Genomic DNA, 1,353 nt, shown 5'->3' with positions numbered 1-1,353 from the left:
ATCTTCAGGGTATTGGTTCCGCCGTGGGCGTTCATGTGGTCGCCCCGGGTCAGGATGACATGATCCCCGGGCTCGGCAATCCCCTTTTCCACCAGCAGCGCCAGGGCGCGGTCGTTGAGTTCGCCGGCGGCCATCGTGGTGGTGTCGAACGGCAGCGAGACCACCCCGCGGTAGAGCGCCATGCGGCGCTGGGCGATGGGGCTGTGGGCGAGCCCGACGATGGGCAGGCCCGAGCGGATGCGCGAGGCAATCAGCGGGGTGTAGCCGGTCGAGGTCATGCAGGCGATGGCGGCCACGCCGGTGAGGTGGTTGGCGGCGTACATGGCGGACAGCGCGATGGTCTCGTCGACCCGCGAGAAGCCCTCGTGGATGCGATGGCCCGACTCCTGGGCGATGCGCTCGCGCTCGGCGCCGAGGCACACCCGGCGCATGGCCTCCAGCGTCTCCACCGGGTAGTCGCCGGCGGCGGTCTCGGCCGAGAGCATCACCGCGTCGGTGCCGTCGAGCACGGCGTTGGCGACGTCGAACACCTCGGCGCGGGTGGGCAAGGGCGAGTCGATCATCGATTCCATCATTTGCGTCGCGGTGATCACCGCGCGGTTGAGCGTGCGGGCGCGCTTGATGATGCGCTTCTGCATGCCGATCAGCTTCTCGTCGCCGATCTCCACGCCGAGATCGCCGCGCGCCACCATCACCGCCTCGCTGGCTTCGATGATGCCGTCCAGCGTGGCCTCGTCGGCCACCGCCTCGGCGCGCTCGAGCTTGGCGACCAGGCCGATCTCCTTGCCGGCGTCGCCGAGCAGGCGGCGTGCCTCGTGCATGTCGGAGGCCGAGCGCGGGAAGGAGACGGCAAGGTAGTCGACGCCGATCTCGATGGCGGTCTCGAGGTCGGCCTTGTCCTTATCGGTGAGCGCCGGGGCCGAGAGGCCACCGCCCTGCTTGTTGATGCCCTTGTTGTTGGAGAGCTTGCCGCCGGTGACCACGGTGGTGTGGACCTGGGCGCCCTCGACCCGCTCCACCGTCAGCACCAGGCGGCCATCGTCGAGCAGCAGGCGGTCGCCGGCGGTGACGTCGTCGGCCAGCTGGGCGTACTCGCAGCCGACGCGGGTGGCGTCGCCGGCCTCGGTGTCCATGTCCATGTCGAGGACGAAGGGCTGGCCCTCGTCGAGCATCACCGCGCCGTCGCGGAAGCGCGCGATGCGGATCTTGGGCCCCTGCAGGTCGCCCAGCGCGGCGACGCTGCGGCCCAGGCGCTCGGCGATCTGGCGCACGGCGATCAGCCGGCGGCGGTGGTCGGCGGCGCTGCCGTGGGAGAAGTTGAGCCGCACCACGTCGACGCCGGTACGCAGCATT

The 1,353-nt window shown here is 70.5% G+C and carries 1 protein-coding gene; it reads right to left on the bottom strand.

The genetic code is table 11. The features are described 5' to 3' along the window. On the bottom strand, positions 1–1,353 hold a 1,353-nt coding region (gene pyk, locus HBJ55_RS22205; protein ID WP_167120475.1), incomplete at both ends, for a pyruvate kinase.

The sequence above is a fragment of the Billgrantia bachuensis genome (genome assembly GCF_011742165.1).
Lineage (GTDB): Bacteria > Pseudomonadota > Gammaproteobacteria > Pseudomonadales > Halomonadaceae > Halomonas > Halomonas bachuensis.
This window is presented reverse-complemented; position numbering and strand designations above follow the sequence as displayed.